A 21,536-nucleotide genomic window follows, 5' to 3' on the forward strand; every position below is an offset into this window, starting at 1 on the left:
CTAATCCCAAAGCGGCGCGAGGAACAGTGCCCCAGGGACGGCGTCTGCCGGTCTTTTTGAGACGCATCGTCTCAGGCGGCCGCCTGGCGAGCGGTGAAATAGGTGCGCGGCGAGGCCCCGAGCATGCGCTTGAACATGGTGATGAAGGCCGCAACGCTCTCATAGCCGGCATCGAGCGCCACCGTCGTTACCGGCTCGCCGCGCGCAAGCCGCGGCATGCAGGCGAAGATGCAGGCCTGCTGCCGCCATGTGGCGAAGCTGACCCCGGTCTCCTCGCGAAACAGGCGGGTGAACGAGCGCCGGCTCATGTTCAGCCGCCCCGCCCAGTCGTCGATCTTGGCGCCGGGAATCGGGCGGTCGAGAAATTCGCGGCACAGCGCGGCCAGCCGGCCGCTGGCCGGGAACGGCAGGCCCAGCGGCTGCTCCGGCAGCCGGCCGATTTCGTCGACGAGCAGCGCCATCACCAGATCCTCCCGGCGGCCGTCGTCCTCCTGCCCCTTCAGCCGGATGGCCTCCGCCAGCAGATGGTGGGCGAGCGCGGAGACCTCCAGCACCGTCGGTGCCGCGGCCGCGGCCCGGCCGACCGGCGAAAGAACGTAGATCGAGCGCATGCTGACGTCGCTGTACATCTCAACCGAGTGCTCGAGCCCCCGCGGGATCAGGAGCGCATGGCCCGGAGGGATCATCCAGCGCCCGCGCTCGGTCGAAACCACCACGACGCCGGCAAAGACGCAAAGGACCTGCGTGCGCCGGTGGCTGTGCAGGGGCACGACGTAGCCACTCGGAACCTCGCTGCTGTGCACCAGCACATCCGCATTGGACTGCTCCATCGACAGGAGATTGCGGGTGTGCGTCTCGTCCAGGACGGACAGCACCGCAGGGTCGAGCTTCTGCATGTTTGGCCCACTTGCGAAAGAAATGGACCACAGCACAAAAGCAGGCAGAGCGCAACCGCGCTAAGGGACGCTTGAGCCAACACGCAACAATCCAGTCAACACCAGTATCGATCGAGGTCGTATGTCGACGGCAGTTCCCACCGCGCCGATGCGCGCCGCACAGACCAGCTTCTCCATCATCGTCGCGGTCAGCGTCTGCCACATGCTGAACGACATCATGCAGTCGCTGCTGACGTCGCTCTATCCGCTCCTGAAGGACAACTACGCCCTGGACTTCGTCCAGATCGGCCTCCTGACCATGGCCTTCCAGGTCACTGCCTCGCTGCTGCAGCCGGTCGTGGGCCTGGTGACGGACCGGTGGCCGATGCCGCTCTCGCTGCCGCTCGGCATGGGCAGCACCTTCTTCGGGCTGATTTTCCTCGCCTACGCCCACTCCTTCCCGGTCTTGGTGCTGGGCGCCTGCCTGATCGGCTTCGGCTCGGCGGTGTTCCATCCGGAATCCTCGCGCGTCGCGCGGGCCGCTTCCGGTGGCCGCCATGGCCTGGCGCAGTCGCTGTTCCAGGTCGGCGGCAACACCGGAACGGCCATCGGCCCGCTGCTCGCCGCCTTCATCGTCCTGCCCTTCGGCCAGTCGAGCGTCGCCTGGTTCTCGGTGATCGCCCTGCTCGGCATGGTGATCCTGGTCTGGGTCGGCCGCTGGTATGCCGGCGAACGCATCCGCACGGCCCATCACGGCCCCGTCAGCCGAACATTGCCCCTGCCGGGTGGCCGTGTCGCCTGGGCCTTGTTCATCCTGGTGCTGCTGACGACGACGAAGAACGTCTACATGTCTTCGATCGGCAGCTACTTCACCTTCTACACCATCGAGCGCTTCGGCCTGTCGGTGCAGGAAGCCCAGTTGATGCTGTTCCTCTTCCTCGGCGCGTCCGCCGCCGGCGTCTTTCTCGGCGGACCGATCGGCGACCGCTTCGGCGCGCGCTTCGTCATCTGGTTCTCGATCCTCGGCGTTATCCCGTTCGCGATGCTCCTGCCCTATGCGGACCTGTTCTGGACTGGCGTGCTGACCGTCGTCATCGGCCTGATCTTCTCGTCGGCCTTCTCCGCCATCGTCGTCTTCGCGCAGGAGCTCGTCCCCGGTCGCGTCGGCCTGATCGCCGGGGTGTTCTTCGGCTTCGCCTTCGGCGCAGGCGGCCTGGGGGCTGCAGCCCTCGGCGTCTTCGCCGACAGCCACGGCATCGCATTCGTCTACCGGATCTGCTCCTACCTGCCGCTGCTCGGCATCCTCACCGTCTTCCTGCCGCGTATCCCGGCACGCTGAGGACAAGGGAAGCACCGAAAAGGAAAGGCCCGCTTGTCGTAGGACACGCGGGCCTTTTTCGCCTGGAGTGGATAGAGCATATCTCCCGAAAGTGGTGACCGGTTTCGGGATAAAGACATGCGCTAAAGAGCCTAAAGCGCCAAAAGCGAATCCGAAGGTTCGTGACGCGCTTTAGCCGGCTCAGATGCGCGCCTGCACCAGATGCGCGAGCTGCGCCCCGACCTCGTAGTAGCCTTCGCGGATCGGGCGGAAGGACTGCGCCATCGGCTCGGTGACCGGCAGCGGCAGGTCGCCCTCGACGATCTCGCCGGCGATATGGCGCGCCAGCACCTTGCCGAATACCGTTCCGGGCGCAATGCCGCGGCCGTTATAGCCGGAAAAGCCGATGACGTTTTCCGCAAGGCGATGGAACCGCGGCAGGTTGTCGACCGTCATTCCGATCATCCCGTACCATTCGGCCTCGAATTCGACGCCGTCGATCTCGGGAAACAGCTTCTTCAGCGATCGCCGTGCCCAGGCCTTGTGGATCGCAGCCCCGGTTCCGCGCAGTGCACCGACACTGCCGAAGACGAGACGACCGAGCTTGTCGAAGCGGAACGAAGACAGTATTTCCGCCGTGTCCCACGCCCCCTCGCGGCCAGGCAGGATCTTCCTCTGCAGCTCCGGCGACAGCGGCTTCGTCGCGAAATTGAAATAGGGCAGGTGGACGAGTTCGGCGCGCACCTCTGCCCAGGGCGCGACCGTATAGGCATTGGTGGCGACGATCACCCAGTCCGCCGACACCGAACCCCGGTCGGTCTTGACCGTCCACCGCTTTCCCGTTCGCTCGGCGCCGACGACGGGGCTTGCGGTATGGACCTGAACGCCCGCCGCGATCGCCGCCTTCGCCAGCCCGCGCACATAGGCGAGCGGCTGGATCGTGCCGGCGCGCATGTCGAGCAGGGCACCGGCGTAAGCGTCGGTGCCGACCCGCCGCGCCGTCTCGGCGGCATCGAGCAATGTCACCGGCGCGCCGCGGCGCGCCCATTGCTCGGCGCGCGTTTCGAGCTCCTCCAGCCCGGACCTGCCGACCGCACAATGCAGCGTGCCGGCCGGATTGATCTCGCAATTGATCGCATGCTTTTCGACCAGTTCGAAGACGAGCTTCGGCGCATTGCCGAGCAGGTCGAGCAGGCGGTCGCCGTAGAGCTGTCCCAGCACGCCCGGCAGCTCGTCCGGCATGGTCCACATGCCGGCATTGACGAGCCCGACATTGCGTCCCGAACCGCCGAACCCGATCTCTTTGCCTTCCAGAAGCACCACGCGGCTCCCGCGCTCGGCCAGGTGCAGCGCTGCGGAAAAGCCGGTGAACCCGCCGCCGACCACCACCACGTCGGCCTCGACCGAGCCGGCAAGGGCATGGGTTTCAGACGCGGGCGGGGCGGTCAGTTCCCAGAGGCCGTGGGAGCGGGGATCGTTCTGCATCGGGTTTCTTCTTCAATCTGCGTAAAAGGCATTTCCGGATGGCGCCACATTCCGCCATTGCCCGCAAGGAGGAAAATGCTGTTTCCGCACCGGGTCATTCTGGACGCGAATGAGCCGGTCCCGAAGCCTCAATCGACCTGCGTCCCGATCCAGGCCCGGAAGGCCTGGCTCAGCGAGTTCTCCAGCTTTCCTTCCGGCACGACGAGATAGTAGCTGTTGTCGGTCTGCATCGGCCGGTCGAAGACGACGGCGAGCCGCCCGCTCGCCAGTTCCTGCTCGATGAGGTAGCGCGGCAGCAGCGCGAATCCGAGCCCGGCCACCGCCGCCTCGATCACCATGGAGAACTGGTCGAAGCGGTGGCCGCGATAGGCCGTCTCCGTCGCCCCGCCATTCATCTCGAACCATTGCGCCCAGAGCTTCGGCCGGGTCGCCAGGTGCATCAGCGGCGCGCTCTCCAGGTCCTTCGGTTCCTCCAACTGCCACTGCTGCAGAAGCTCGGGGCTCGCCGCCGGCAGGATCACCTCGCTGCAGAGATAGGAGCAACTGGCGCGCGCCCAGACCGGCTGGCCGTAGTGGATGGCGAGATCGAAGCTCTCCTCGTCGAAGTCGAAGGGGGCGGAGCGCGAGGCGACGTTGATGACCGTGCCCGGATATTGCGCCAGGAAGGCCGGCAGGCGCGGCGTCAGCCAGCGGCTGCCGAAGGTCGGCAGCGTCGCGATCGTCAGGCTGTGGTCGGAACGCGCCGCCGACATGGCGCGCAGCATCGTCTCCTCCGTCTGGTGCAGCAGCTTGCGCACTTCCGGCAGGAACCGGCGGCCATCTTCCGAAAGCACCACGCGCTGGCGCACGCGCTCGAACAGAAGCACGCCGAGTTGCTCCTCCAGATCCTTGATCTGGCGGCTGACGGCACTCTGGGTGAGGTTCAGCTCGTTGGCGGCCTGGGTGAAGCTGCCATGGCGCGCAGCACACTCGAACGCCTGCAGCGTGGTCACATCGGGGATCAGCCTGCGGCTTAACTTCATTCGGCTCTCGCATCAACCTGTTCAGAACACGCGCGATCAATCGGCAATCCGATCCGCTATGATCCGTTTTGAGAATGATCGGGGCCTTGCCCCTTGTAGAGCAATTCCGGGAAGAGTGTGAAGCAGTTTTCCGCCGGGGATTGCGCAATATCGAGACGGGACGGGCCGCCATGAAAGACAGATCCTACGTTTCCGCCGACGCGATCCGCTCGGATTTCTCCGCCGCCATGTCGGCCATGTATCGTGACGAAGTACCCGCCTACGGCACGCTGATGGCGCTCGTCGCCCGCGTCAACGGCGAGACGCTCGCAGCCGACCCGCAGCTGCTGACCCGGCTGGAAGCCACCGATTCGCTGGAGCGCATCTCCGAGGAGCGCCACGGCGCGATCCGCCTGGGTACGGCGGAAGAGCTCTCGATGATGCGCCGCGTCTTTTCGGTCATGGGCATGTATCCGGTCGGCTACTACGATCTGTCGACTGCCGGCGTGCCGGTCCATTCCACCGCCTTCCGGCCGGTCGGCGACGCGGCGCTGAAACGCAACCCCTTCCGCGTCTTCACCTCGCTGCTCCGCCTCGACCTGATCGCCGACGAGGCGCTGCGCAACGAGGCAGCAGAGGTTCTGGCCGCCCGCAGGATCTTCACCGATCGCGCCGTGGAACTGGTCGGCAAGGCGGAGCGGGACGGCGGCCTCGACGCCGCCGATGCAAAAGCCTTCGTCGGCGAAGTGCTGGAGACCTTCCGCTGGCACGACCGTGCGATCGTCAGCGCCGGCATGTACCAGCGCCTGCACGACGCCCACCGCCTGATCGCCGATGTCGTCTCCTTCAAGGGCCCGCACATCAACCACCTCACGCCGCGCACGCTCGACATCGACAAGGTGCAGGCGCTGATGCCGGAAGAAGGCATCGCGCCCAAGGCCGTCGTCGAGGGGCCGCCGACCCGCAAGTGCGCAATCCTCCTGCGCCAGACCTCGTTCAAGGCGCTGGATGAGCCGGTCTCCTTCATCGGCGAGGACGGCGCGTGGAAGTCCGGATCGCACACCGCGCGCTTCGGCGAGATCGAGCAGCGCGGCATCGCGCTAACGCCGAAGGGCCGCGCCCTCTACGACAAGCTCCTGGGCGACACGCGCGCCATCACCCGGCCCGCCGCCGATGGCTCCAACGCTGCAGAGTACGAGGCGGCACTGGCCAGGGTCTTCGAAGCCTTCCCCGATGACTGGAACGAGATCCGCAAGGCCGGCCTCGGCTACTTCGCCTATTCGCTGACGGAAAAGGGGCGCATCGCCAAGGCATATGGCCAGGCTGCCGGCTGGGACATCGAGGCGTTGATCGCCTCCGGCCATGTCCAGTTCGACCCCATCGTCTACGAGGACTTCCTGCCCGTCTCCGCCGCCGGTATCTTCCAGTCCAACCTTGGCGACGACGCAGCGCAGGAATTCGCAGCCAGCCCCAACCAGGTAATGTTCGAGCGGGACCTCGGCGCGACCGTGCTCGACGAATTCGCCCACTATGCGGGCATCGAAAAGGCCTCTATGGAAGAGTGCCTCGGCGCAGCCAGCATGGCGGACGCCGCGGAGTGACGGTCGGCCGATGATCGAGAGCAAGCACATCGAGGCGCTGCGGCAGTTGCTCGGCGGGAAGGGCCTCCTCACCGCGCCCGCCGACATGGCCGGCTATGAGACGGGCGCGCGCTACGACAAGGGCCGCGCAGCCTTCGTCGCCCGTCCGGCCTCGACCGCGGAGACCTCCGCCGTCGTTGCCTATTGCGTGAAGAACGGCATCGCGCTGGTGCCCCAATCCGGCAATACCGGCCTCGTCTCCGGCTCGACCCCCGATGTCACCGGCAGCCAGGGCATCCTCAGCCTCGACCGTCTGGCCACCCCCTTCGACCTCGACCAGGTCAACCGGACGGTTTCGGCCGGAGCGGGCCTATGCCTATCCGACGTCAACCGGCGGCTCGAACAGGCCGGCCTGTTCTTCCCGATCGACCTCGGCGCCGATCCCCGCCTCGGCGGCATGATCGCAACGAACACCGGCGGCTCGCGCTTCCTGCGCTACGGCGACGTTCGCCGCAACGTACTGGGCCTGACCGTGGTTCTCGCCGACGAGGCCGGCACCGTTCTCGACCTTTCCTCGGGCCTGCGCAAGAACAACACCGGCGTCGACTGGAAGCAGCTCTTCATCGGCACCTCCGGCGCCTTCGGCATCGTCACCGAATGCGTGCTGAACCTCGAGCCCCTGCCGCGCCAGACCGCCACCGCCTTCCTCGTTCCGTCCTCGACCGACCGTGTGCCTGATCTGCTGGTGGCCATGGAAGACGCGCTTGGCAGCTATCTCTCCGCCTTCGAGGGCATGTCGAGGAACGCCGTGTCGGCCGCACTCGCCCATGTCCCCGCGCTGCGCAACCCCTTCCAGGGCGGCCTCGTCCCGGACTTCGTCATCCTCGCCGAGATCTCGCGCACCTCACCGCCGCGCGCGGGCGAGCAGCCGCTCGACGAAGTGCTGGAGGAGGTGCTGTCGGCCATCTGGGAGGGCGAGGACGCACCGCTCGCCGATGCCTTCGTCGGCCCGCCGCACGAGATGTGGGCGCTGCGCCATGCGCTGTCGGAAGGCGTGAAGCATAGCGGGCGATTGATCGCCTTCGATCTTTCCTTCCGCCGGGGTGATATCATGCGCTTCCTCGACCATATGAAGGCGGGGATGCCAGAGCAGTTTTACGGCGTCACGATCTGTGACTTCGGCCATATCGGCGACGGCGGCGTGCACTTCAACCTTGTGGTGCCCACCGACGACCCGCGCCTTGCCAATCCCGGCTTCGAGGCGGCGTTGCGCGAATGGGTGTTCAAGGTCGCGGTCGAGGACTTCGGCGGAAGCTACAGCGCCGAACATGCGATCGGCCGCAAGAACCAGGTCTTCTACGACCGATACACGCCGGACGAGATCCGCCGGCTGGCTGCAGGGCTGAAGGCGATCACCTCGCCCGGCCCACTCGGCAGCGTCACCTTCTGAGAATATCGGCGGCTCCGCCGCCTGCGAAACACAGTCACAATGGAGAACAGGACGATGACCAAGGTCGATGTGAAACAGGAAACCGCGAAGCTTCTCGACAAGCTCGGCGTGCCGGCCTCTGCCTGGCAGAACGGCGACATGGCCTCCTTCAGCCCGGTTTCCGGCGAGGAGATCGCCAGGCTGAAGACCCATTCCGCAGCCGATGCCGCAAAGGCGATCGACGCCGCCCATGAAGCCTTCAAGGTCTGGCGCCTCGTGCCGGCGCCCAGGCGCGGCGAACTCGTCCGCCTGCTCGGCGAGGAACTGCGCGCCGCCAAGGCCGACCTCGGCCGCCTCGTCTCCATCGAAGCCGGCAAGATCACCTCCGAGGGCCTCGGCGAGGTGCAGGAAATGATCGACATCTGCGATTTCGCCGTCGGTCTCTCCCGCCAGCTCTACGGCCTGACGATCGCCACCGAGCGCCCCGGCCACCGCATGATGGAAACCTGGCACCCGCTCGGCGTCGTCGGCATCATCTCCGCCTTCAACTTCCCCGTCGCCGTCTGGTCGTGGAACGCAGCACTCGCGCTCGTCTGCGGCAACCCGGTCGTCTGGAAGCCCTCGGAGAAGACCCCGCTGACCGCCCTTGCCAGCCAGGCTATCCTCGAGCGCGCCCTCGCCCGCTTCGGCGACGCGCCGAAGAACCTCTCCCAGGTCCTGATCGGCGACCGCGCCACCGGTGAAGCCCTCGTCGACAATCCGAAGGTCGCGCTCGTCTCCGCCACCGGCTCCACCCGCATGGGCAAGGAAGTCGGCCCGCGTCTGGCGAAGCGCTTCGCCCGCTCGATCCTCGAGCTCGGCGGCAACAATGCCGGCATCGTCTGCCCGTCTGCCGACCTCGACATGGCGCTGCGCGCAATCGCCTTCGGCGCCATGGGCACCGCCGGCCAGCGCTGCACCACGCTTCGCCGCCTCTTCGTGCACGACAGCGTCTACGACCAGCTCGTCCCGCGCCTGAGGAAGGCCTATGAGAGCGTCTCCGTCGGCAACCCGCTGGAAACCACCGCCCTCGTCGGCCCGTTGGTCGACAGGCAGGCCTTCGACAACATGCAAAAGGCGCTGGAGGCGGCCAAAGTCGAGGGCGGCAAGGTCACCGGCGGCAACCGTGTCGCGGACGCCGGCAAGGACAGCGCCTACTACGTCAAGCCGGCAATCGTCGAAATGCCGAAGCAGGCCGGGCCGGTGCTCGAAGAGACATTCGCGCCGATCCTCTACGTCATGAAGTATTCCGACTTCGACAAGGCGCTGGACGACCATAACGCCGTCGCCGCCGGCCTCTCCTCATCGATCTTCACGCTGGACATGCAGGAATCCGAGCGTTTCCTGTCCGCCGACGGCTCCGACTGCGGCATCGCCAATGTCAACATCGGCACCTCCGGCGCGGAGATCGGCGGCGCTTTCGGCGGCGAGAAGGAAACCGGCGGCGGCCGCGAATCCGGCTCGGACGCCTGGAAGGCCTACATGCGTCGTGCCACCAACACGGTGAACTACTCCAAGGCCCTGCCGCTGGCGCAGGGCGTCTCCTTCGACATCGAATAGGCTGCGAAGGAAGCGTCCATGACCATGGCAACCAAGGTGGAGGAGGCGGGCTTCAGGCCCGCCTCGCGGATCGCCGCGATCGGCGTCTCGAAGATCCTGCAGATCGGCGCCCGCGCCAATCAGATGAAGCGCGAGGGCCATCCCGTCATCATCCTCGGCGCCGGCGAGCCGGACTTCGACACGCCGGACAACATCAAGGAAGCGGCCAAGGCCGCGATCGATCGCGGCGAAACCAAGTACACCGCGCTCGACGGCACGCCGGAACTCAAGAAGGCGGTCGCGGAAAAATTCCGCCGCGAAAACGGCGTCGACTATGCGCTGGACGAGATCACGATCGCCACCGGCGCCAAGCAGATCCTGTTCAACGCTTTCATGGCGAGCATCGATCCGGGCGACGAGGTGATCATCCCGACGCCCTACTGGACCTCCTATTCCGATATCGTCGAGATCTGCGGCGGCGTGCCGGTGCTGGTCCCCTGCGCCGCCGCCGCCGGCTTCCGTCTGAAGGCGGAGCAACTGGAAAAGGCGATCACGCCGAGGACGCGCTGGCTACTGCTGAACTCGCCCTCGAACCCGTCCGGCACCGCCTACGGCGAGGCCGACTACCGTCCGCTACTGGACGTGCTGCTGCGCCATCCGCATGTCTGGCTGATGGTTGACGACATGTACGAGCACATCGTCTATGACGGCTTTCGCTTCGTCACCCCCGCCGCGATCGAGCCACGGCTGAGGGAACGGACGCTGACGATCAACGGCGTGTCGAAGGCCTATGCCATGACCGGCTGGCGTATCGGTTACGCAGGCGGCCCGAAGGCGGTGATCAAGGCGATGGCGGTGATCCAGAGCCAGGCGACCTCCTGCCCCTCCTCCGTCAGCCAGGCGGCTTCCGTCGAGGCGCTGAACGGGCCGCAGGGTTTTCTCAAGGAACGACAGGAGAGCTTCAGGCAGCGTCGCGACCTCGTCGTCGCCGCACTCAACGCCATCCCCGGCATCGATTGCCGCACCCCCGAAGGCGCTTTCTATACCTTCGCCGGCTGCGCCGGTCTGATCGGCAAGAAGACGCCGTCGGGCAAGGTCATCGAGACCGACGCCGACTTCACCGACTACCTGCTGCAGGAAGCCCATGTCGCCGTCGTGCCGGGATCGGCCTTCGGCCTGTCTCCGTTCTTCCGCATCTCCTACGCGACGTCGGAAGCGGAACTGAAGGAAGCACTGCAGCGGATCGCGCAAGCCTGCGCCAGGCTCGCATGACGCATCAGGCGGACGAGGCCACCCTCATCCGCCTGCCACAACTTCTGTCAATCTGGTGGGGCTTGTTTGCCGCAAGCGCGTGACAGCGGTGCCTGCACACAGGCACGCCGCTCAGATCACGCCCGCCGATGCCGACGCCAGCACCTCGCGGACGGCCTGGCGGAGGCCGCCGACGAGGAGCGCGATCGTCGGATCGTCGTCGATGGATGGAATTGGACCAGGCGAAGCCGATTTCCGGCAACGCGCTGCGCGTCAGCGAGCCTGCCGGGCCTTGCGGTTGGCGTAACGCCTGTCGCGCTCCGCCTTGCGGGCGGCTTCGTCCTCGAGCACGCGCGAAATCCGATTGTTCTCGGCAGCTTCGCGCGCCTCGGCTTCAGCGTTTGCCGCAGCCTTGATCGCAGCCTCGCGCTCGAGCGCTTCGGCCTGCAGGCGCTCGCGCTCCTCGATCTTCGCCCGCTCGCGGTTGGCGCGCCGTTCTTCCCGCGCTGCCGCCAGCGCAATGCGCTCCGCCTGCCGTGCGAGCCGGGCGGGTTCTCCTGCTTCCTTCGCGGCACGATAGGCCTGAAGCTGGGCAGCCTTTGCTTCCGCAGCGGTGCTGCGGCGGTCGAGGTGTTCTTTGTCTCTGGTGTTTTTCAAATCTGTGTTCCGGTTGATGGGGTTACGGCACGAAGTTCAGGGTCTTACGGCGCGCTTCGAAAGGAGAGCGGCGGTCGCCTTTGCGCGATCCTCCTGCTCCTTGGCAAGGCGGGCTTCCCGCAGCCGCAGGGTCTTCTCGTCACGCGCCTGGACGATCGAATCGTGCTCGTCGACTGCGCGATTTCGGGCAAAGAACTGCGATTGCTCCTTGCCGAAGGCGAGTTCGGCCTGCTGCCGTGATTTGCTGTGTGATGACATGTTCCTGTCTCGATTTCAAATGGCTCGACTGGGCGAGCTTAAAAAAAAGGCCAGGCAATTTGCCTGACCTCGCTTTGGTTCCGCTTTCGACAGTGCCAGTACATCCGTGGTCAAGGGAAAGCAGAGACCGAATTAGGCAGCCTGGAGGTTGCAGGCGGACATCTTGCCCGACTTGTTGTCGCGCTCCATGTCGTAGGAGAGTTTCTGGCCTTCGACGATTTCGCGCATGCCGGCGCGCTCGACGGCGGAGATGTGGACGAATGCGTCTGGACCGCCGTTGTCAGGCTGGATGAAGCCGAAGCCCTTGGTGGAATTGAACCATTTTACAGTGCCAGTGATCATGATGGACCCTTTCATAGCATATTGAACGACCGCGCGCCGAAGCGCTGCGGATAATGTAGCGATTTTTGAGAGAAAGGTTCGACCAGGGCGCAGTTGCTAGTTGCGCAAGGAGCAAAGCTCAGCAAGCAAATATCGGTGGACTGTAGATAAGGCCGATCCACCCGAATGTCAAGCTTTTGATTTTTTTGAACGCCGGCGGACTCCAAGCCGATAAATCTCGGAGCGCACGCAGAAATACTTCACAAGACCCCAAATTACATCCCGCCAATAAGGAATCCCGCGCGGAAATTCATTCCGCGCGGCAGTTTTGGGGCATCTGACGATGCCCCGAACTCAGCTTGCGGCGCGGTGGCCGTGGTGCTCCTGCGCATAGTAGTGCCCGAAGCGGTTGGCGAGGAACGTGTCGAGCGAGATCTCCTCCTGCTTGACGAAACCCTTGGCCCGCAGCGACCCGTCGGCCAGCATGTCGAGCACGGCGCAGATCGAGCCGGCCGTGGTGATCTGGATCGCCGAATGCATGCGCCCGGCAATGACGGCGCTGTAGATCTTGTTGGCGTAGGTTTCCTGGATCAGGCGCCCGTCCTTGCGGCCGGAGACGGTGACGAAGACGATGACGACGTCCTGGGTCGTCGCCGGCAGGGCGTTCTCGAAGATATCCTTCAGTACCTCGCGGCGGTGGCGCAGGCCGAGGTCGTTGAGCAGCGCCTTCATGATCGCCGCATGGCCGGGATAGCGGATCGTCCGGTAGTTGAGCGTCCGCACCTTGCCCTTCAGCGTCTCGCACAGCGTCCCGAGGCCGCCGGAGGTATTGAAGGCTTCGTAGGTGACGCCGTCGAGCGAGAATTCCTCGCGCTCCTCCAGCGCCGGCACCTCGATGAGCGCGCCCTCGACGATCGCCTCGCACGGCTCGATGTACTCGTTGATGACGCCGTCCGTGCTCCAGGTGAGATTGTAGTTCAACGCGTTCGAGGGATACTGCGGCAGCGCGCCGACGCGCATGCGCACGCTCTCCAGCGTGTCGAAACGGCTGGCCAGATCGTTGGCGACGATCGAGATGAAGCCCGGCGCCAGTCCGCATTGCGGGATGAAGGCGGTCTTTGCCGTCTCGGCGATGCGCTTGACCTGCCGGGTCGATTCGACGTCTTCGGTCAGGTCGAGATAGTGGATGCCGGCAGCCGCCGCCGCCTCGGCGATGGCGACCGTCAGATGATAGGGCGCAGCACTGAGGACCGCGAAGCGGCCGGTGAGCAGCGCGACCAGTGCCTTTGCATCGCCGATGTCGACCACGGCGGTGGTGACGGCCTTGTGCTCCTCGATGGACAGAAGCTGTTCGGCGGAACGGTCGGCCACCGTGACCCTGTAATCTCCGCTGTGCGCCAGCAGGCGCGTAATGGTGGAGCCGATCTTTCCCGCACCGATGACGACGATATCTTTCATTTTGTTTTTCCCCGCAGGCTGAAATTTCCCTTCGATTCTGCGCGTGATTCCTGTCGATTCACAGCTGCGGATGTGGCATATTGCAACATCGATATCGGCGGAATGACGAGAGAAATGGTCACAACGACGTTGAGCCCCAAGGATCGGGAACTGCTGGCCATCCTCAGCGAGAACGCCCGGGAGCAGACGTCGGCGATCGCCCGCCGCCTTGGCCTGTCGCGCACGACGGTGCAGGCCAGGATCGAGCGGCTGGAACGCGACGGCGTGATCACCGGCTACGGCGTGCGGGTGTCGGACGAATACGAAGGCGGCATGGTGAAGGCGCACGTCCTCATCACCATCGCGCCGAAGACGCTTTCGCGCATCACCGGCGAACTCCACGCGATCTCCGAGGTGCGCGCCCTGCATTCGGTCTCGGGATCGTTCGACCTGATTGCGATCGTCGCCGCAGCCTCGATCGCCGAACTCGACCATCTGATCGACCGGATCGGGGAAATCGACGGCGTCGAGCGCACCCTCTCCTCCATCATCCTGTCGACGCGCATCAGCCGTTAGCCGCACAATGAAATGGCGGGCTTAGCTGCCCTATGCCAGGAACCGGTCCGCGCGATACGGGGCAAGGTCCACGATCGTCTTCTCGCCGAGCATGCTTTCCGCCAGCGCCCGTCCCGTCACCGGCCCGAGCGTCATGCCGTGATGGGCGTGGCCGAAGGCGAACCACAGCCCGGCATGGCGCGGCGCCTTGCCGATAATCGGCATCATGTCCGGCGTGCAGGGCCGCGCGCCCATCCACGGCTCCTCGTCGCGACGTTCGGCGAGCGGAAAGAACTCGCGCGCCACCCGTTCCGCCCGGCGAAGCTGCACCGGCGTCTTGCGCGCATCGCGCTTGGCGAATTCCGCACCCGTCGTCAGGCGGATGCCGCGGTTCATCGGCGCCAGGAAGTAGCCGCGTTCGGCGTCGAGCACCCAGTTGTTGAGTCGCGCGCCCTCTGCCGCGCCATAGTGCATGTGGTAGCCGCGCTTGACCGCGAGCGGGAAGTGATAGCCGAACTTGCGCGTCACGGTATCGGCCCAGGGCCCGAGGGCGACGACGACGTCGGTCGCTTCGAGCGGCCCCTCGGGCGTCGCGATCCGCCAGCCTTCGCCCTCCAGCACATGCTCGATGGTCGCCGCGTCGCCGGCCTTCAGCGTCCCGCCCAGCGACTGGAAATACTGCACGTAGGCCTTCAGCAGACCGCCCGGATCGAGGATCGACCAGGGATCGGTCCAGCGCAGGCCGCCCGTCAACTCGGCGCGGATATGCGGCTCCAGCCGCTTCATCTCTTCGGTGGTGAATTTCTGGTGGTTGACGCCGAACTTCGCCGAAAGCTGTTCGGCCTCGGCGTAAGCCGCGTCACGCACCTTCTCAGTGCGGAACACCTTCATCCAGCCGTCCTTGCGGATCAGCGCCTCGGCGCCCGAGGCCTTGATGAGGTCCGCGTGCTCGGTGACCGAATTCTCGATCAGCGGCGCATAGAGATGGGCGATCCGCTGGTGCTGCGTGAACCCCGAATGCCACCAGTAGCGCAGAAGGAACGGAACCAGCCCCGGAAGCGCCGACAGATGGTAGTGCGCATCGATCGTGTTGTTCAGGGCATAGCGGAACAGCGCCCCGAAATCATGCGGGAAGCCGTAGGGAAAGACGCCTTCGCGCTGGATCAGCCCGGCATTGCCGTAGGACGTCTCCTCGGCCGGCCCGCGGCGATCGACGAGCACGACCGACTTCCCCCGCCGCGCCAGATGGATCGCCGTCGAGATGCCGACGACGCCCGCGCCCAGAACGATGACATCCGTTTTCATGGAAAAGGCCCCGAATTCACGCTTGCATGCCGCGATCAATGCATGCCCCGCGGCCCGAGGCAAGGCGCAGGCTTCGCATCGTCAGACGGATGTGCTCATGCCGCCATCGACATAGAGCGTGTGGCCGTTGACGAAGGAAGACGCGTCGCCGGCGAGGAAGACGGCGGCCCCGACGAGTTCGCCGACCTCGCCCCAGCGGCCGGCCGGCGTTCGCTTTTCCAGCCAGGCGGTGAAGTCTGGGTCCTCGACCAGCGCCTGGTTCAGCGGCGTCTTGAAATAGCCCGGCGCGATCGCGTTGATCTGCAGCCCGTATTTCGCCCAGTCGGCGCTCATGCCGCGGGTGAGGTTGCGCACCGCCCCCTTCGTCGCCGTATAGGGCGCGATCCCGGTGCGCGCGAGTTCGCTCTGCACCGAAGCAATGTTGATGATCTTGCCGCGCCCGCGCGCGATCATTGGACGGGCCACGGCTCGGGAAACATGGAAGACGCTGGAAACGTTGGTCCTCAGCAGTTCGTCCCACTTTTCGGTCGGATAATCCTCCAGCGGCGCGCGGAACTGCATGCCGGCATTGTTGACCAGGATGTCGATCGGCCCGGTCTCCGCCTCGATGACGGCGACCATCTGCGCCGCTGCCGCACCGTCGGTGACGTCGAAGGGAGCCGCCTGCGCGCTGTACCCCTTGTCGCGCAGCGCACGCACCGCGCCCGCGAGCTTCTCCGCCGAGCGGCCGTTGACGAGCACGCTGGCGCCATGAGCCGCAAGGCCCTCGGCGATCGCGAAGCCGATGCCCTGCCCCGAGCCGGTCACCAGCGCCCGGCGGCCCGCAAGATCAAACAATGGAAATGCCATGCTGTTCATTCCCCCCGATGCATTCCGGCCGATCCCGACGGCAGCTTGCCAAAATCGGAACCGTGCGCTGCCGAATGGATCACGCGGCAGACGAAATTACCAGTACGCTGCCGTCATATGCATCCGATGCGACCGCAACGAGGGACAGGAGGACGAGCATGCTGTTCGGCAAGGTCAGCGAACTCTGGCGCTACCCGGTCAGTTCGCTGGCCGGCGAGAGGCTAGAGGCGGCGGAGCTCGACGAGACCGGCATCGTGCGGGACCGGCTCTGGGGCGTGTTCGATGCGGACGAAGCCGTCGCCGGCCCGGAGAGCGAGAAGCGCTGGCGACCCGTCCCGGCATTGCGCGCGCGGCTGGAAGGCAAGACGATCGCGGTCGGCCAGGGTGATATCTGGCACAGCCTTCCCTCCAGCGAAGCCGATGCCCTCGCCAGCCGTCACCTGGGCTTCCCCGTCCGTTTCCAGCCGTTCCGTCCGGGCGTGCCTGTCGAGCAGGCAGGTGCGCCCCGCTACGAGCGTAGCCCGCTGCATATCCTCACCACCGCCTCGATGGCCCGCCTGCGCGAGATCCTGCCCGCAGCGATCATCGACACCCCACGGTTCCGGCCTAACATCGTCATCGAGACGGGCGCGGAACATACTGGCTTTGCCGAGCAGGAACTGATCGGCCGCATGCTGTCGATAGGAGGCGCACGCATCGCCGTCATCGAGCCGTGCAAGCGCTGCGCCTTCACCGCCCTCGGACAGCCAGACCTGCCCTTCGACAAGGATGTGCTGCATGCGATCGCCCGCCATGGCGACGGCGGTTTCGGCGTGCTGGCGAAGGTGCTGGAGCCCGCGCCGATCGCGCTTGCCGATGCGGTGAGGATCGTCTGACGCAGGCCCGCCCGGAGCTTACTGCCCGGCCAGCCGAAGCAGGTTTTCGATCGCCGCCCGCTCGAAACCGCCGATCCCCTCGCAGATGTCGGCATTGATCGCGGACGCCACCGCATCCTCGTCGCGCTTGCGCAAGGCGGCGATCGCCTCCTGGTGCCGGTCGACAAAATAGAGCTGCGCCACATGCGCCATGGCGATGCCGAGGAAGGGACCGAGTTGCAGCCACACGCTTTCCACCATCGGCATGATGATCTGGTCGGGATTGGCGGTGTAGAGCGTGCGATGGAATTCCTGGTTCAGCAGCAGCGCCGTGGCGTTGTCCTTCTGCGCGATCGCCTCGTCCTGCGCCTTGTCGATCGCCACCAGCCGGTCGATCTGCTTCTCGGTGATATGGCCGACGGCACGGCGCGCGGCATGCTGCTCGAGCGTGGAGCGGAGCGCGATCAATTCGCCGAACCTCTCGGCGGTCATCTTCGGCACCATGATGCGCCGGTTGTCCAGCACCTTCAGCGCGCCCTCGGAGGAGAGCCGGCGCAGCGCCTCGCGCACCGGCGTGGGACTGCTCTCCATTGCCTCGGCGATGCCGCGAATGGTCAGCGATTCCCCGGGGCGAATGGAACCGACCATGATCGCCTGCCGCAGCCGGCGGTGCGCGTATTCATGGGTCGTCATGCCTTCGGGCCGGTCGAGCGGCTCCAGTTTCAAAACTGCCAAAGTCCCCTCCTGGCCGGCCAGAACGCGGCCGATGCCGATTCGAGTCCCCACTCCGCTCCGCTCTTACCAGCTTGACCGGAAACAAGAAAGTGTGCATATTTTCAAAATGTGATCACAAAAATCAATATGTGATACTGAATAATTTTGAGAAGAATTCGAGGGGTTCATGTCTGATTCCGAGGCGCACGACTGGCTGGCAAACGCCGATTCCGTCGAGAGCATCCAGGCCGTTGTCTGCGATCTGAACGGTATCCTTCGCGGCAAGCGCGTGCCGATCGGGCAGGCCAAGAAGGTGCTCGAAGGCGGCATCCGCATGCCGCTGTCCATCGTCGGCGTCGACGTCTGGGGCGAGGACATCGTCGGCTCGTCGCAGGTCTTCGCCAGCGGCGACATGGACGGCATCTGCAGTCCGACCGGGCGCGGCGCCCTGCCGGTCACCTGGACGCTCAAACCCAGCGCAGTCGTGCCGCTCTGGCTGTTCAAGGAGACGGGCGAGCCCTTCCTGGCCGATCCGCGCCAGGCGCTCGCCCATATCGTCCGCCAGTACCACGAGCTCGGCCTCAGGCCCGTCGTCGCCTCCGAGATGGAGTTCTACCTGATCGATTCGGAGCCAGACCACGCCGAGCCGCCGATCTCGCCCTATACCGGCAAGCGGCTCGATTCCGACGCGATCCTGTCGATCGACGAACTCGACGACTTCGGCCAGTTCTTCTCCGACGTCTACGCCGAGTGCGAGCGCCAGAACGTGCCGGCGGACTCCGCCGTCGCCGAAAACGGCATCGGCCAGTTCGAGATCAACCTGATGCACACCGACGACCCACTCAAGGCGGCCGACGACGCGCTGTTCTTCAAGCGCATCATCAAGGGCGTGGCGCGCAAGCACGGCTTTGCCGCCACCTTCATGGCCAAGCCCTACGGCCTGCGTTCAGGCAGCGGCATGCACGTCCATTTCAGCCTCATCGACGAGAACGACCGCAACGTCTTCGACGACGGTACCGAACTCGGGTCCGACATCATGCGCCATGCGGTTGCCGGGCTCACCCGCGGCATGGCCGAGACGACGCTGCTCTTCGCCCCCCACTACAATTCCTACCGCCGCCTGCGGCCGGACACGCACGCCCCCACATCGATCACCTGGGGTTACGAGAACCGCACGGCAGCCATCCGCATTCCCGGCGGCAACACCGCCGCGCGACGCATCGAGCACCGCGTCGCCGGCGCCGACGCCAACCCCTACCTCGTCATGGCGGGCATCCTGGGAGCGGCCCTGACCGGCATCCGCAACAAGTGGGATCCGCCGGCACCCGTCACCGGCCGCGCCTACCAGGCCAAGGCCGCGCGCATTCCCAGCGAATGGGGCTCGGCGGTCACCGCCTTCGAGAACGGCCCGATCGTCTCGGAGATCTTCGATCCCGATTTCCGTTCCATGCTGATCGCCTGCAAACGGCAGGAGATCGCCGGCTTCGCCGAACAGGTGACCGATTTCGAATTCAGCGCCTACCTGGAAATCGTCTGATGCTCGACATTGCCTCCAAGTCCGCACGATCCTACGCCGGCGACGGCAGCTACCCCGGCAGCTACTATGCCGCCTCCCGCAACATCATCCGCACGCCGAAGGTGCTCGAGGGCGATGTCGAGGCGGACGTCGCCGTGCTCGGTGCCGGCTATTCCGGCCTGTCGACGGCCATCCACCTCGCCGAGAAGGGCTACAAGGTCGTCGTCGTCGAGGGGGCCGGGGTCGGCTGGGGCGCTTCCGGGCGCAACGGCGGCCAGGTCGTCAACGGCCTGAACGCCAGCCTCGAAACGATCAGGCGCCGCTACGGCGAGGAGGCCGGCGCCTTCGTCGGCGCTCTCGTGCAGGAGGGCGGCCGCATCATCCGCCGCATCGTCGGCCAGTACGGCATCGAATGCGACCTGAAGGACGGCAATATCTACGCCGCCTACACGGCAGCGCACATGAAAGACCTCGAGCACAAGAAGGCCCTGTGGAAGGGCTACGGCATGGACGACCACGAACTCCTCGACCGGGAGGCCATCCGCAAGCTCGTCAACACCGACGCCTATGTCGGCGGCATGCTCGACCGCACCGGCGGCCACATGCATCCGCTCAATCTCGTCCTCGGCGAGGCCGCGGCATTGGAGACGCTCGGCGGCGTGATCTACGAGCAGTCCCCCGTGACGAGAGTCGAACACGAGGCCGAGCGGCCGGTGATCCACACCGCGAAGGGCCGGGTGACGGCGAATGTCGCCGTCCTTTGCGGCAACGCCTATCTCGGCGACGTGGTCCCCAAGCTCGTCTCCCGCGTCATGCCGGTCTCCACCCAGATGATCGCCACCGAACCACTCGGCACTGAACGCGCCGACGCGTTGATCCCGAGCGACATGTGCGTCGAGGACGTGCGCTACATTCTCGACTATTTCCGCCTGTCGGCGGACAAGCGCATGATCTTCGGCGGCGGCACCGTCTACGGCGGCACCGACCCGGCCGACGTGCGCGCCAAGCTGAAGCCGAACCTGGAAAAGGTGTTTCCGTCGCTGAAGGGCGTGAAGATCGACTACGCCTGGAGCGGCAACTTCGCGCTGTCCTTCTCGCGCGTGCCGCAGATGGGCAAGATCGGCAAAAACACCTATTTCGCCCATGGCTACAGCGGTCACGGCGTCACCGGATCGCACCTCTTCGGCAAGATCCTGAGCGAGGCGATCCACGGCGACCTCAGCCGGTTCAGCCAGTTCGAAAGGCTGCCCTGGATTCCCTTCCCCGGCGGCCGCACCTTCCGCGCCCAGTATTCGACCATCGGCTCCTGGTGGTACCAGTTCAAGGACGCCTTCGGCCTCTGAAGCCGGCGGCGATGGCGCGACCGCGCATCGGGCCTGAAAGCGAAAGGCCGGCGGAAACCCTCCGCCGGCCTTTCGCCCGTTCGGTCTGCTGCCGTCCTCAGCCCATGCGCTCGGACTTGTAGGAGCCCGGGCTCGCCGGGAAGACGATCGTCTTGTTGCCGTTCATGAATACGCGGTGGTGGATATGGGCGTGCACGGCACGGGCCAGCACCTGGCTCTCCACATCGCGGCCGATCGAGACGTAGTCCTCGGCGCTCTGGGCATGGGTAATCCGGGCGACGTCCTGCTCGATGATCGGACCTTCGTCCAGATCCTCGGTGACGTAGTGCGCGGTGGCGCCGATCAGCTTCACGCCGCGCTCGAACGCCTGCTTGTAGGGGTTTGCGCCCTTGAACGACGGCAAGAACGAATGGTGGATGTTGATGATCCGTCCCGACATCTTCTTGCAGACCGCATCGGAGAGAACCTGCATGTAGCGGGCCAGCACGATCAGGTCGGCATCCGACTGCTCGACGATCTCCATCAGCCGGGCCTCGGCCTGCGGCTTGTTCTCCTTCGTCACCTTGACGTGGTGGAAGGGGATGTCGTGATTGACGATGACCTTCTGGTAGTCGAAGTGGTTGGAGACGACACCGACGATGTCGATCGGCAGCGCCCCGATCTTCCAGCGGTAGAGCAGGTCGTTCAGGCAGTGGCCGAAGCGCGAGACCATCAGCAGCACCTTCATGCGCGCTACGGAATCGTGCAGCTGCCAGGTCATGCCGAACTTCTTGGCGACCGGCTCGAAGCCCTCCTTGATGTCGGCTTCGGTGGCGCCTTCCTGGCTGATGAAGGTCAGCCGCATGAAGAACATGCCGGTCTCGAGATCGTCGAACTGCGAGCTGTCCGAGATGTAGCCACCTCTGTCGGCAAGATAAGTGGTGATCGCGGCCACGATGCCGCGGGTTGAAACGCAAGATACGGTCAGTACATAGCTCTTCATCGGTTCCACTCTCGCTGTCGATACGCCCCGCCGCGGCCCTGGCCTCCGCTGTTCGGCGGTTGACGATATCTCAATCGCCGACGGATTTGGCAAGGCCCGCATGTGAGCGCAAGCTAAGTCGGCCCGGTGGTGCGGGCGCATCGGTTCGCGACATCCAGTGGCAGGAAAGAGGCAAGGGCTGGCAAGATCGTCCAGGTTCTACGACAAGTCCGCATGCCGCAGCCCGTC

General features: G+C 65.5%; 20 protein-coding genes. 9 read left to right on the forward strand and 11 right to left on the reverse strand.

The genetic code is table 11. The annotated features are described in order from the left end of the window. Nucleotides 1-71: 71 nt before the first annotated feature. Nucleotides 72-896: an AraC family transcriptional regulator gene (locus GGQ64_RS10865; protein WP_183803586.1), complete on the reverse strand. Its 825-nt coding sequence runs from the start codon at nucleotides 894-896 to the stop codon at nucleotides 72-74. Nucleotides 897-1,017: 121 nt separating this feature from the next. Between GGQ64_RS10865 and GGQ64_RS10870 the strand changes: the two genes are divergently transcribed. Next, nucleotides 1,018-2,214: an MFS transporter gene (locus tag GGQ64_RS10870; protein ID WP_183803589.1), complete on the forward strand. Its 1,197-nt coding sequence runs from the start codon at nucleotides 1,018-1,020 to the stop codon at nucleotides 2,212-2,214. Nucleotides 2,215-2,394: 180 nt separating this feature from the next. Here GGQ64_RS10870 and GGQ64_RS10875 read toward each other — a convergent pair whose 3' ends face one another. Beyond that, the gene (locus GGQ64_RS10875) at nucleotides 2,395-3,678 is read right to left on the reverse strand and encodes an NAD(P)/FAD-dependent oxidoreductase (RefSeq protein WP_183803592.1); all 1,284 of its coding nucleotides are present in this window, start codon (nucleotides 3,676-3,678) and stop codon (nucleotides 2,395-2,397) included. A 128-nt stretch (nucleotides 3,679-3,806) separates the two neighbouring features. Then, the gene (locus GGQ64_RS10880; protein ID WP_183803595.1) at nucleotides 3,807-4,700 is read right to left on the reverse strand and encodes a LysR family transcriptional regulator; all 894 of its coding nucleotides are present in this window, start codon (nucleotides 4,698-4,700) and stop codon (nucleotides 3,807-3,809) included. A 170-nt stretch (nucleotides 4,701-4,870) separates the two neighbouring features. Here GGQ64_RS10880 and hglS point away from each other — a divergent pair, with 170 nt between their 5' ends. Genes hglS through GGQ64_RS10900 form a run of 4 tightly spaced genes read left to right on the forward strand, consistent with a single transcriptional unit; the run spans nucleotide 4,871 to nucleotide 10,538 of the window. Continuing rightward, a complete protein-coding gene (gene hglS, locus GGQ64_RS10885) occupies nucleotides 4,871-6,280 on the forward strand; it encodes a 2-oxoadipate dioxygenase/decarboxylase HglS (RefSeq protein WP_183803598.1) in 1,410 nt (469 codons plus the stop codon). 10 nt (nucleotides 6,281-6,290) lie between these two features. Then, a complete protein-coding gene (locus GGQ64_RS10890; protein ID WP_183803601.1) occupies nucleotides 6,291-7,709 on the forward strand; it encodes an FAD-binding oxidoreductase in 1,419 nt (472 codons plus the stop codon). 39 nt (nucleotides 7,710-7,748) lie between these two features. After that, nucleotides 7,749-9,287 (forward strand): L-piperidine-6-carboxylate dehydrogenase, encoded by a 1,539-nt coding sequence (amaB, locus tag GGQ64_RS10895; protein WP_183803604.1) that lies wholly within the window; start codon nucleotides 7,749-7,751, stop codon nucleotides 9,285-9,287. An 18-nt stretch (nucleotides 9,288-9,305) separates the two neighbouring features. Further along, a complete protein-coding gene (locus tag GGQ64_RS10900) occupies nucleotides 9,306-10,538 on the forward strand; it encodes a pyridoxal phosphate-dependent aminotransferase (protein ID WP_183803608.1) in 1,233 nt (410 codons plus the stop codon). 252 nt (nucleotides 10,539-10,790) lie between these two features. Here the strand turns inward: GGQ64_RS10900 and GGQ64_RS10905 are convergent, their stop codons facing one another. From GGQ64_RS10905 to GGQ64_RS10920, 4 genes are all read right to left on the reverse strand, one after another. Further along, nucleotides 10,791-11,174 carry a DUF6481 family protein gene (locus GGQ64_RS10905; RefSeq protein WP_183803611.1) on the reverse strand — a complete coding sequence of 128 codons (384 nt, stop codon included), beginning with the start codon at nucleotides 11,172-11,174 and terminating at the stop codon, nucleotides 10,791-10,793. Nucleotides 11,175-11,210: 36 nt separating this feature from the next. Further along, nucleotides 11,211-11,432, reverse strand: a complete 222-nt coding sequence (locus GGQ64_RS10910; protein WP_183803614.1) for a hypothetical protein — start codon at nucleotides 11,430-11,432, stop codon at nucleotides 11,211-11,213. 132 nt (nucleotides 11,433-11,564) lie between these two features. Then, nucleotides 11,565-11,774: a cold-shock protein gene (locus GGQ64_RS10915; protein WP_183803617.1), complete on the reverse strand. Its 210-nt coding sequence runs from the start codon at nucleotides 11,772-11,774 to the stop codon at nucleotides 11,565-11,567. Between the two features lie 333 nt (nucleotides 11,775-12,107). Further along, nucleotides 12,108-13,211: a saccharopine dehydrogenase family protein gene (locus GGQ64_RS10920; RefSeq protein ID WP_183803620.1), complete on the reverse strand. Its 1,104-nt coding sequence runs from the start codon at nucleotides 13,209-13,211 to the stop codon at nucleotides 12,108-12,110. Between the two features lie 114 nt (nucleotides 13,212-13,325). Here GGQ64_RS10920 and GGQ64_RS10925 point away from each other — a divergent pair, with 114 nt between their 5' ends. Continuing rightward, nucleotides 13,326-13,766, forward strand: a complete 441-nt coding sequence (locus tag GGQ64_RS10925) for an Lrp/AsnC family transcriptional regulator (protein WP_246422573.1) — start codon at nucleotides 13,326-13,328, stop codon at nucleotides 13,764-13,766. A gap of 30 nt (nucleotides 13,767-13,796) precedes the next feature. On the opposite strand, the gene GGQ64_RS10930 is transcribed toward GGQ64_RS10925, so the two are convergent. Next, complete coding sequence (locus GGQ64_RS10930; RefSeq protein WP_183803627.1) at nucleotides 13,797-15,050, reverse strand: NAD(P)/FAD-dependent oxidoreductase; 1,254 nt, start codon at nucleotides 15,048-15,050, stop codon at nucleotides 13,797-13,799. An 81-nt stretch (nucleotides 15,051-15,131) separates the two neighbouring features. Further along, nucleotides 15,132-15,899, reverse strand: coding sequence for an SDR family oxidoreductase (locus GGQ64_RS10935; RefSeq protein ID WP_183803630.1), 768 nt, complete (start codon nucleotides 15,897-15,899; stop codon nucleotides 15,132-15,134). A gap of 158 nt (nucleotides 15,900-16,057) precedes the next feature. Between GGQ64_RS10935 and GGQ64_RS10940 the strand changes: the two genes are divergently transcribed. Beyond that, entirely contained in the window at nucleotides 16,058-16,774 is a 717-nt protein-coding gene (locus GGQ64_RS10940; RefSeq protein ID WP_183803633.1) for an MOSC domain-containing protein, read from the forward strand. An 18-nt stretch (nucleotides 16,775-16,792) separates the two neighbouring features. Here GGQ64_RS10940 and GGQ64_RS10945 read toward each other — a convergent pair whose 3' ends face one another. Continuing rightward, a complete protein-coding gene (locus GGQ64_RS10945; RefSeq protein WP_183804249.1) occupies nucleotides 16,793-17,446 on the reverse strand; it encodes a GntR family transcriptional regulator in 654 nt (217 codons plus the stop codon). A 208-nt stretch (nucleotides 17,447-17,654) separates the two neighbouring features. Here GGQ64_RS10945 and GGQ64_RS10950 point away from each other — a divergent pair, with 208 nt between their 5' ends. Together GGQ64_RS10950 and GGQ64_RS10955 are read left to right on the forward strand one after the other, a co-directional pair. Continuing rightward, nucleotides 17,655-19,004, forward strand: a complete 1,350-nt coding sequence (locus GGQ64_RS10950) for a glutamine synthetase family protein (protein ID WP_183803636.1) — start codon at nucleotides 17,655-17,657, stop codon at nucleotides 19,002-19,004. After that, entirely contained in the window at nucleotides 19,004-20,326 is a 1,323-nt protein-coding gene (locus tag GGQ64_RS10955; RefSeq protein WP_210300222.1) for an NAD(P)/FAD-dependent oxidoreductase, read from the forward strand. Before GGQ64_RS10950 ends, GGQ64_RS10955 begins: the two co-directional genes overlap by 1 nt. A gap of 97 nt (nucleotides 20,327-20,423) precedes the next feature. On the opposite strand, the gene purU is transcribed toward GGQ64_RS10955, so the two are convergent. Further along, nucleotides 20,424-21,308, reverse strand: coding sequence for a formyltetrahydrofolate deformylase (gene purU / locus GGQ64_RS10960; protein ID WP_183803639.1), 885 nt, complete (start codon nucleotides 21,306-21,308; stop codon nucleotides 20,424-20,426). Nucleotides 21,309-21,536: the final 228 nt, after the last annotated feature.

The sequence above is a fragment of the Mycoplana azooxidifex genome, assembly GCF_014196765.1.
In the GTDB taxonomy this organism is placed as follows: Bacteria; Pseudomonadota; Alphaproteobacteria; order Rhizobiales; family Rhizobiaceae; genus Mycoplana; species Mycoplana azooxidifex.

Coding starts and splice junctions, on each gene's coding strand:
- GGQ64_RS10865 (WP_183803586.1), bottom strand. CDS start 896: ATGCAGAAGCTCGACCCTGCGGTGCTGTCCGTCCTGGACGAGACGCAC.
- GGQ64_RS10870 (WP_183803589.1), top strand. CDS start 1,018: ATGTCGACGGCAGTTCCCACCGCGCCGATGCGCGCCGCACAGACCAGC.
- GGQ64_RS10875 (WP_183803592.1), bottom strand. CDS start 3,678: ATGCAGAACGATCCCCGCTCCCACGGCCTCTGGGAACTGACCGCCCCG.
- GGQ64_RS10880 (WP_183803595.1), bottom strand. CDS start 4,700: ATGAAGTTAAGCCGCAGGCTGATCCCCGATGTGACCACGCTGCAGGCG.
- hglS (WP_183803598.1), top strand. CDS start 4,871: ATGAAAGACAGATCCTACGTTTCCGCCGACGCGATCCGCTCGGATTTC.
- GGQ64_RS10890 (WP_183803601.1), top strand. CDS start 6,291: ATGATCGAGAGCAAGCACATCGAGGCGCTGCGGCAGTTGCTCGGCGGG.
- amaB (WP_183803604.1), top strand. CDS start 7,749: ATGGAGAACAGGACGATGACCAAGGTCGATGTGAAACAGGAAACCGCG.
- GGQ64_RS10900 (WP_183803608.1), top strand. CDS start 9,306: ATGACCATGGCAACCAAGGTGGAGGAGGCGGGCTTCAGGCCCGCCTCG.
- GGQ64_RS10910 (WP_183803614.1), bottom strand. CDS start 11,432: ATGTCATCACACAGCAAATCACGGCAGCAGGCCGAACTCGCCTTCGGC.
- GGQ64_RS10915 (WP_183803617.1), bottom strand. CDS start 11,774: ATGATCACTGGCACTGTAAAATGGTTCAATTCCACCAAGGGCTTCGGC.
- GGQ64_RS10920 (WP_183803620.1), bottom strand. CDS start 13,211: ATGAAAGATATCGTCGTCATCGGTGCGGGAAAGATCGGCTCCACCATT.
- GGQ64_RS10925 (WP_246422573.1), top strand. CDS start 13,326: ATGGTCACAACGACGTTGAGCCCCAAGGATCGGGAACTGCTGGCCATC.
- GGQ64_RS10930 (WP_183803627.1), bottom strand. CDS start 15,050: ATGAAAACGGATGTCATCGTTCTGGGCGCGGGCGTCGTCGGCATCTCG.
- GGQ64_RS10935 (WP_183803630.1), bottom strand. CDS start 15,899: ATGGCATTTCCATTGTTTGATCTTGCGGGCCGCCGGGCGCTGGTGACC.
- GGQ64_RS10940 (WP_183803633.1), top strand. CDS start 16,058: ATGCTGTTCGGCAAGGTCAGCGAACTCTGGCGCTACCCGGTCAGTTCG.
- GGQ64_RS10945 (WP_183804249.1), bottom strand. CDS start 17,446: ATGACGACCCATGAATACGCGCACCGCCGGCTGCGGCAGGCGATCATG.
- GGQ64_RS10950 (WP_183803636.1), top strand. CDS start 17,655: ATGTCTGATTCCGAGGCGCACGACTGGCTGGCAAACGCCGATTCCGTC.
- GGQ64_RS10955 (WP_210300222.1), top strand. CDS start 19,004: ATGCTCGACATTGCCTCCAAGTCCGCACGATCCTACGCCGGCGACGGC.
- purU (WP_183803639.1), bottom strand. CDS start 21,308: ATGAAGAGCTATGTACTGACCGTATCTTGCGTTTCAACCCGCGGCATC.